Genomic DNA, 10713 nt, shown 5'->3' with positions numbered 1-10713 from the left:
AAAACGATGATGGCTTAAGGTTGTTCGATGATAAGCCCGTTTATTAGGCACCAGTAACTGATGTTCTTTCAATAAAGAAAATAGCCGATCACGACCAATAACCATCTGTTTTTGCTTTAAAATAAAATGTAATTTACGCCCACCCAGTCGAGGTTGTAAGACTCGTTCAGATTTAACAACATCAATAATGGCCGAATCTGCTTTCTTTCGTTCCTCAGTTCTATCCAGCCTCTTGTAATAAGCCTGTCGGCTGATCTGCATAAAACGGCAAGCAATTGTTACGGTGAGGTTTTTAACCGTTTTTTCTTTAATAACTCGGCTTTGCGCTTTTTTGACAAACGAACTCCAAAGTCTCTATCCATGACTTTAACCACAGCTTCGAAAAAATCGGATTTAAGCCGAGCTTCTTCAAGTTCCTTTTCAAGGATCTTAATGCGTTGTTCCGGCGTTTGTTGTTTAGAAGATTGGGTCATAGCTGAACCTCTATAAAAAGTATCAGGGGTACCGTTTGACCAATCTAACCTACCATGCTTACGAAGCCAAACTAAAACAGTAGAGCATCCTTGTATACCATAGTGATCTTGGGCTTGTTTATAGGTTATTTCGCCTTTTTCAACTTGGTCAACAAGCTGTAATTTAAAAGCGAGAGAATAATCGCGTTGAGTCCGTTTAGTGATTGGTTTCATTACATTCTCCAATTTCAGATTGGAAAAGTGTCAACCTTATTTAGGACGGGTCACTAATAATAAAAAAGGTATTATTCTCGCTCAAGATACGCTCCATTTTACAGCAAAAGGTATCGATAATAGTGAAGGCAGTATCCAATCTGAAAGTAACATGTGGATTGATACCAAAGGATATACATTAAATAATCAAAATACCCAGCATTCAGGCGGTATAATTAGCCGTATTGCATTAAATTTACTAACAGGAAATATCAATAATATTCAAGGTGTTATTAATGCCAGCAAAACCATTGACATACAAGCCAAAACAGTCAATAACCTAAAAGGGCAAATAGCAACTAAGGCGAATTTTACTGCTGAAACTCAAGGCTGGAATAATACTTCAGGATTAATACACGCATTAAATATTACAATAAATACTAATAAACAAAAGTTTATTAATCAGGATACACAAGATAATCAAGGTATTCAGGCTAGTCAAAAACTACAATTAAATACGGGTGTTTTAGATAACCATAAAGGTAATATTGGCGGAAAAACCGTATTGTTAACAACAGAAGGGCTAGATAACGGACAAGGTATTATTGATGGAAAAACGTTAGATCTGAATACAGGTAAATTTACCTTGATTAACCAATTCGGGAAAATAAGTTTAACTGAAGCTGCAGATTTAAAAACGGGTGAAATTAATAATCAACAAGGGTTAATTATTACAGGTAAAGATTTAACAATTAATAGCCATCAGCAAATAATCAATAATCGTGAAACAAAAAAGAGTGGTGGTATTGTTAGTCAAGGGAAGTTAACACTAGAAAGTGGTGAGCTTGATAATCAACAAGGGCAAATGCTTGCTAAGCAAGCAATAAACTTAACTACCCAAGCTGTAAAAAATAATACAGGTAAAATTGTTAGTGAATTATCGAGTTTAACACTTAAAGGATTATCGTTAGATAATACTCAAGGTCATCTCTTTTCTTCTAAAAATTTACTATTAACGTTAAGTGATAAATTGACTAATCGTTTCACGAAAGAAAATGACCAAGGTATTGAAACACATGGTTTATTAACGATTAAAAGTGGAAATATCGATAGCACTAAAGGACGTATTGTTTCTGGTGACAAATTAATATTAGAAAGCAATGATCTGATTAATCAACAAGGAATTTTGGGTAGTCTAAATAATAATTTATCTATTACTAGTAAAGCAATAAATAATGATGATGGCTCAATCAGTGCTTATGATATTAATATTAATACACAAGGTGAAAATTTAAGTAATCAAAGCCAACAAAGTAGTAGCCAAATTTTTAGCAAGCATAACCTTACGATTGAAAGTGGTGAAATAGATAATACTAAAGGTAAATTAGTTGGTAAGAATGCAATTAATATCACGAGTAATGGAGATTTAAATAACCAAAAAGGTCAAATATCCAGTATTCATTCTTTAGATATCACGACAAAAAGCCTAAATAATACTCAAGGGCAGATTTCCTCAAATAAAACTATCACAGTAACTTCCGATAATAATATAGATAATACAGAAGGAAAAATAGAAGGACGTGATAGTGTTAGGATCGAAAATAGTGGACAATTTAATAATACATTAGGTCAAGTTATTGGGAAAAATAATGTTAGTCTTTTATCAAAGGGTGATTTAATTAACTACAAAGGGCGTTTAGGGAGTGAAAAATCATCAGTAACACTAAATACCTATCAAATTGATAATCGTTATGGCGTTATTTCAGCACAAGATACTTTAGCATTAGATACAAATAAATATGGTATTAATAATACTGATACTAGCCAAAGTGGTGGTATTGTTAGTCAAAAGAATATTATCTTAAAAAGTGGTGAATTAAATAATGAAAAAGGTCATTTAATTGCTAAAACTGACCTGAATATTAATACTCATCAGCAAAAAATAATTAATAATAATGGAATTATATCTGCTGATAATGGTCTGTTAACAGTAGACTCAACGGCTATAAATAATGTATCTGGGTTAATTTATTCTCTTAAGAATATGCTTGTTAATACTCAAGGTCATGATATTGATAACAGCGATACTAAGAATAACAAGGGGATCTTGACTAAAGGAAATTTATTATTAAATGCAGGTAATATTTTTAATGTGCAAGGTAACTTAAGTGCTGAAGGCTTAGTAAAGATAACTTTTAATATATTAAATAATGAACAAGGAAAACTTGCTAGTCTACAAAATAATCTAACCTTAACAGGAAATCAGCTTAATAATAACAAAGGATTAGTTTACGCATCAGAAGAACTCAAAATAATACTAAAAGAGTCACTCAGTAATAATGAAACAGTTGATGATCTAGGTATTATTAGCCATGGTAACATTGAAATTACAGCGAAAAATTTTGATAACCAACAGGGGCGTTTGATCGCCAAAAAAGACAATCAACTAACTTTTAATGAAATTAATAATCAGCAAGGTACAATAGCAAGCCAAGCTGGAAAATTAATAGTAGATAGCCAATCATTATTCAATTCTTCAGGATTAATAAGTGCTTTTTCCTTATTAGATATTAATACCCACAAACAGAAAATAGATAATCAGCAGGGTGTAATAGTTAGCCAGTCTGACAATATCACTATCAATAGTGGTGAAGTAATTAATAATTCAGGTTTAATCACGGGAATAAATAATGTAGAAATTAACACCCATGATCAACATCTTGATAATAGTCACACAAAAGAGAGTGGCGGTATTGTTAGCAAAGGAGAGTTAACGATCCATGTAGGTGATCTTATTAATGAAGATGGAAAAGTAATATCGACGACAAAACAATCTCTTTTTACTCAAGATATTAACAACAAAAAAGGGAAAATTGGGAGCCTACAAGAGAGTGTTTCTATTGAAAGTCTAGCTATTAATAATCAAAATGGATTAATTAGTGCTAATAATAATCTAACTATTAATACTCAAGATAATGAATTTGATAATAGTAACACTTTATCTAATGCTGGAGTGATTAGCCAAGGCACACTTAATTTATTTACAGGAAAATTAAATAATCAATCTGGATATCTATTTTCTGCAAAATCACTATTACTTAATAGCCTTGGATTGAATAATCAAAATGGTGAAATTGCCAGTCAATCTAATGGCCTTAAATTAGTAACACAAGCACTAAACAATCAAAAAGGGACACTTTATTCGGCAGGCTCTTTCTCGTTAGATACTCAAAATAATCAATTAGATAACAGCCAAACTTTGACTAAAGGCATTATTAGTAAAGGTCCGTTGATACTAAAAACGGGTAATATAATTAATACTCAAGGACGATTAGTTTCGGACGATAACGTTAATATCACAAGTGGTAAATTGATTAATAACCAAGCACAACTTGGTAGTCAATATGGTAAGTTAAATCTGACCACAGCAGAAATTGAAAACAAGAAAGGTGTAATTACTGCGAAAAATGACTTAATCATTAAAGCACAACAACAAAAAATTAATAATCAAAATGGAACAATAAGTACATTAGCTAAACTGGTTATAAATAGTGGTGATTTGATTAATCACTTTGGAAAGATTGCTTCTAATCAATATGCTGATATTACAGCAAAACAACTCGATAACACAAAAGGCACTATTGCAAGTAATAGTGATAAGCTGAAATTACAAACAAAAGATGTTAATAATAATCAAGGTCTGATTTATGCGGAAAAAGCATTAACAATTTATGCTGATGGCGAATTAAATAATACTGAAAATAAAGCGACTGCAGGTATTGTTGCTAAAGATGATCTTAACCTGAAAGTTAAACAACTTAATAATCAGGAAGGATTAATTTCAGTAGTAGGAAATTTAGATCTAACTAGCCTTGAAAAAATTAATAACCAACAGGGATTAGTTACTGTTGGAGGAAAAACAGATTTAACAACTCCCCAACTAAATAATTTCCAAGGGAAAATATCATCTTTGGGTTTATTAAAAATAAATCATGGTGATTTTTTATTCAATAATCGTGAAGGCAATTTAGTTTCTTCTGATAATATTTGGCTAAAAAGTGGAATATTAGATAATCAATACGGTAGCATTACTGCAAATAATACAGTAACGATTAATAGTGCTGATTTACAGAATAATCAAGGTACGTTATATGCAAAATCGACTTTAAACGTTAATGCTCAAAAATTAGATAATACAGAAGGATTATTACAGTCCGATAATCAGTTATCAATAAATACCAATAAAAAAACACTAATCAATACTAAAGGTAGCATCATTAGTGGTACGGAAACACAATTAAATGTTGGTACTTTAAATAATCAAAAAGGCTATATTCAAGCCATTGAAGAGCTAAATATTCAATTAAATCAACAAGCATTAGATAATCAACAAGGAACGTTATTATCCAAAAAAGATATTATTATTCAAGGAAGTAGTGTAAATAATAAAGACGGAAGTATTGTTAGCGGAAATAATACAAATATTACGTTGGAGCAAGATTTTAATAACCAATTAGGACAAGTTCAATCTCAAGGCTTATTAGTCATCAATGCTCAGAAACTAGATAACCAACAAACTCAAAATGATGAATTAGGATTAAAGGCAAGTAATATTCATATTTCAACTAATGAACTTCTTAACCATCAAGGTGTTATTCAGGCGAGTGAATTATTAAAATTAATACCAGCGGAAAAACTAAATAATCAAAGTGGTTTGATTTCCGCAAATGAATTAACTATAGGTGGATCACCAAAAAATAACTTAGCCATTGATAATAAAAAAGGGCTGTTAGCTGCAACGGCACAGCTTCGTTTATGGGCTGAAAATTTAACAGGTGATGGTGACGTTATCTCGGCAGGTAAAAGTGAAATTCAGCTCAAGAATGCTTTTGTATTAGATGAAAATGCCACAATTAAAGCTCAAGATTCATTAATATTTTCTTCAGAACAAGAAATTGATAATCGTGGATTTATTTATGCAGGTGAGCAACTTTCACTGCAAGCAACGAGCTTCACTAATTATGAACCTGTAAAAAATAATGAGATCGTTACAGCGCGTATTGCAAGAAGTGTTGATGAGTATGAAAAACGTAATGGTGAAGTGAGTGCTAAAAATCTGGCGATTACAGTATCAGATAATCTGCACAATACAGGATTGATTGATGCCTTCGGGGGAAATCTTTCCTTAGTTGCAACGACAATCTATAACCAAGTTGGTGGTCGTATATATGGCGATAATATTTATATAAAAAGTCAGCAATTTGATAATAGTGCGAAACTTGATGAGATTGCGCCCGTATTAGCATCTCGTGAAAATTTACAGCTTTTCAGTAATAAGATAAATAATCGTAATCATGCCCTGATTTATAGTGGCGATGATATGGCAATTGCGGGTTTTGATACCCAAAATCTGTCAGAAAGTATCGCTGCTGATGTCCTTAATAATGAAAGTGCATCAATTGAAGCAAATGGGAATTTATTTGCTCATGTTTCAGAAATTAATAATCGTGATCTCTATTTAAAAATAAGTGATCCTGAAAAAGTGTCTGAAATTCCAATGTATCAATTTGGTGTTGATTACAGTAGTGATAAATTTGACGCTGATGATGAAAAAATTTGGTACAACATAAACACTCGTGAACATTTATTAAATATTAATGGTAGACAATATAAAGATTTTTATGAATTTAAATATAATATCATTACAGAAGAATCTAAATTATTACACCGTGATCCTGCATTAATATTAGCGGGTAAAGATATTACACTAAAAGGTGATAATTTAAACAATGTAGATAGTCATATTATTGCAGGTGGAAAACTGATTATTGATGGAATGCATATTAATAATCAGGAAACAGCTGGACAACATATTGAATACCATGAAGGTACAGCAATAAAGCATAAACGCCCAGGTAAGCGTAAAGCTGGACGTAAGAAAAAAAGTAGTTCGACTTCAAGTACTCATTATGGGCCATTTGAGGTGGTTACTGATTTGCCATTGGGCTTATTAGAATATAAAGAAAACAGTAATCAAACGTCAGATAAACGTCCAGAAGCAAGTAAAACTGATGAAGTTATTATATCGGCTAAGCCAAAATTTGGTCTTTTAAATATTAAAGAAAAGAGTATTGATGTTCATACTGAAAATATTGCTTCTATTACCTTAGATAAAGGCACCGAAAAATTAGCTAATGAATTGTCGTTAACACAACATAAAGATAATTTATTAACTGATCAAAATGATTTTATCTTATCAGGGCAGATCGAGACCCAAAAACTTGATGAAACGATTGAGCAAAAAACGGCTGAAAATAAAGTTTTAAAACTAGGTGATGAAGCATCTATTATTGAAATTAAACAGACTGAAATTAATCAGCCAAATTTAACCCTACCTGAAATAAAATATGTAGATAAACAGCCTTTAGTGCAACAACCTATTGGTAAAATTATTACAGTACCTCAATTGGATAAACCAACCGAAAATAAAACTATTGAGGTTAATATTCAAACAGTAGCGCCAATATTGAAATTACCTGAGAATCGTTTATTTAACTTAAATAAAGGAACGGATAGTCAATATATTGTTGAAACAGACTCTCGTTTTACCAATAAAAGAGAGTGGTTAAGCTCAGATTATATGCAGAATGCATTATCGGTTGATCACAATAACACACATAAACGTATTGGTGATGGTTTCTATGAACAACGCATAGTACGCGATCAAATTATTCAATTAACGGGTAATCAATATTTAGATGGGCATAATGATAATGAGCAGCAATATCATGCATTGATGGATGCAGGTATTCGTTTTAGTGAAGAGTTTGGTATTAAACCGGGTGTAACACTAACACCAGAACAAATGGCAATGATCACGGCTGATATGGTGCTATTAACCAGCAGGGAAATCACTTTACCTAATGGTTCTGTTGAAAAAGTGTTGGTGCCACAAGTTTATGCCAGAGTATTACCTGGTGATTTGCAAAATAGTGGCGCATTGCTTTCAGGTAGTGAAGTTATTTTAAATAATATTCCAGAGCTGAAAAACCAAGGTACTATTTTAAGTAAAAATGGATTACAAGCATCAACAGATAATTTAATAAACCAAGGTCTTATAAAAGGAAAGACGGTTGATTTAACAGCGTTGCATGATATTAAAAATGAGGGCGGCCAAATTGCAGGGCAGAGTCGCGTTAATTTGCAAGCCGGTGATTCTCTTATTAGTACTGCGACAACAAAGGGTGACGAGACTAATCAATGGATAAATCGTGGCGCTGCCATTTATTTAACTGAGCCTGATGGTGAAATTGTATTAAAAGCAACACGTAACTTAGAACTGACGGCAACAGATATTTTAGCCGGTGGTAATAGCCGAGTTTTATTAAATGCAGGTGAAAATATTGAGTTAGGAACTATCAATACGGTTCGCCAAGAAAATATAGATTGGGATAGTAAAAATTATCTGCATAAAACCACGCAAGAAGAGATAGGCTCTCGTCTTTATGCTGGCGATATTACATTGCAATCAGGTGAGGATATTCATCTTACGGCAACAGATATTCAAGCCACGGGACTGTTAGGATTACATGCAGGTAATGATATTTCGCTAAATAGTGGTTACTCCTCAATTGATCAAATTGCCCATGGTGTCACAAAAGACAAATCGTTTGGTTCATCGGAAACACGCACTACGCATGCTGAAATTCATAATAAACAGGCAACAGGCTCTCTATTAAAAGGGAATGAAATTTCGGTTTCTGCAGGCAATAATTTAACGGCACAAGGCAGTGAAATTATAGCAACACAAGATATTAATCTGGATGCTGGTAATCAATTATCACTAACAACGGCACAAGAATTAGAGTTCCAATCTTATGAAGAAAAGATCAAAAAATCAGGGATTGGCGGTACTGGCGGTATTGGTTTTACCGTCGGAAAGTCAACTTTTGAACAGCTGAATAACAGTGATGCGATTACCTATAAAGGCAGTGTAATCGGCAGTACTGAAGGTAATATTCACATAAATTCGGGTGATGCTCTCACTATAGACGGCAGTGAAATGATTGCCAAAAAGGAGATATCTCTTACTGGGGATTCTGTTGATATTTCTTCTTCTGAAAATAGCTATACCGAATTAAGTCGAACTAAAAGTAAACAAAGTGGTGTGACGGTTGCCCTAAGCGGTACGGCAGGAAGTGCCATTAATGGCGCTATTGCGGGATACAAAGCCGCCAAAGAAGCCGACGATAGCCAAATTAGTACCTTACAAAGCATCAAAGCAGGGCTTTCGGGTGCTCAAGCGGTGGGAGCGGTGGCGTTAGATAATGCGCAATCAGGTACAGATAATGAAAGCACAACGTTAATTGGTGCTAATGTTTCTTATGGTAAAAGCTCGTCTGAATCAGAAACCATACACCAACGAAATATTGCTCAAGGCAGTAGTTTAAGTGCAGGTGAAAGCCTCTCTATCACCGCAACAGGGAAAGAAACAGGTGATATCACTGTTACGGGCAGTGAACTGCAAGCTGGCAACGATCTCTCGTTGATTGCTACCCGTGATATCACTTTACAGTCAGCACAAAACCAAGAAACAACAGACAGCAAAAACGAAAGTAAAAGTGCTTCTGTTGGCGTTGGTGTAACGGTAGGCTCTGGCGGTGTTGGCGTTAACATTAATGCCAATGGTAGCCGAGGTAAGGGATTTGAAGAGGGCGATCATACTTATTATATCAATACGACGCTAAATGCAGGGCAAACTCTTACCTTACAAAGTGGTCAAGATACAACCCTAAAAGGCGCACAAGCTCAAGGTGATAAAGTTATTGCGAAAGTGGGTGGGGATTTACACCTTGAAAGCCAGCAATCCATTGATGACTACAAATCGAAGCAATCGAGCGAAAGTGTGGGTGGTAGTGTCAATGTGATGGGCACACCGGGAGGTTCAGCCAATATCTCGTTTAGTCGCGATAAAATGGACAGTAAATACCGTTCAGTGGAAGAACAAACCGGCTTATTTGCAGGCAATCAAGGATTTGATCTTACCGTGGGTAAACATACCCAACTTGATGGTGCGGTGATCAGCAGTAAAGCCGATGCAAAAAATAATCAGTTAGATACAGGTACATTAGGCTTTAGTGATATCCATAATTACGCAGAATATAAAGTTGAGCATCAATCTGGTGGTGTAAGTACTTCAGGTGGCGTTGAAGGGAATATGCTGGCGAATATGGGCCATGCGTTAGCCATGGCAGGAAACCATAGTGACAGCGTTGAAAACACCACTCAATCTGCGGTATCACAAGGGACATGGACAGTGCGTGATAGCGATAATCAACAGCAAGATATCGCACAATTAAGCCAAGATACCGATAATGCTCACAGCACGTTAAATAAAATCTTCGATAAAGAAAAAGAGCAAAATCGCCAACAAAAACAACAGTTGGTGGGCGAAATTGGGGCGCAGGTTATCGACTTAGCCACCACGGTTGATACTATTCGTGGTACGAACCAAGCGAAAGCTGATTCAAAACTCGATAATCTTTCTGATACCGCTTACGACAATCTCTATCAAGCCCTTTCAGAAACTAACGATAACGTTACTGAGCGTGATATTCAAAATCACCTCTTCCAGCAAGCCTTACAGGATTATACCAACCAATCTGACTTTGGTACGGGCGGTAAATACACCCGCGCAATCCAAGCCATCACCGCATTTACGCAAGGTGTCATGGGCAACAATATTGTTACCGCGATTGCTAATGGTTCCGCGCCTTATCTTGCTAACGAAGTGAAAAACCAAATTCAAGGTAATAGTGTTGAAAGTGATATTCAGCGCACGATAGCGCACGGCTTACTGAATGCAGGCCTTGCATTGGCAAAAGGCGAGAATGCAGTAGTACAAGCTTCTGGCGCAATGACAGGGGAAACAGTGGGTATTTTATCGCACTCACTTTATGGTAAAACCCCCGAAGAACTCACCGAAACTGAAAAGCAGAATATAAGTGCATGGGCAACATTAACTTCTGGGATTGTCGGCGGTTTAATC

General features: G+C 34.7%; 1 protein-coding gene and 1 pseudogene. One reads left to right on the top strand and one right to left on the bottom strand.

Annotated elements, in window-relative coordinates; genetic code table 11:
- Positions 1-686 (bottom strand): annotated as a pseudogene (locus GWI68_RS20250) (IS3 family transposase); the annotation flags it as partial.
- A gap of 19 nt (positions 687-705) precedes the next feature.
- Here GWI68_RS20250 and GWI68_RS05760 point away from each other — a divergent pair.
- The coding region (locus GWI68_RS05760) for a hemagglutinin repeat-containing protein (protein ID WP_166539669.1) at positions 706-10713 on the top strand (10008 nt) is incomplete at its 3' end.

Origin of the sequence: Proteus sp. G2669, assembly GCF_009915245.1 — a bacterium.
In the GTDB taxonomy this organism is placed as follows: domain Bacteria; phylum Pseudomonadota; class Gammaproteobacteria; order Enterobacterales; family Enterobacteriaceae; genus Proteus.
This window is presented reverse-complemented; position numbering and strand designations above follow the sequence as displayed.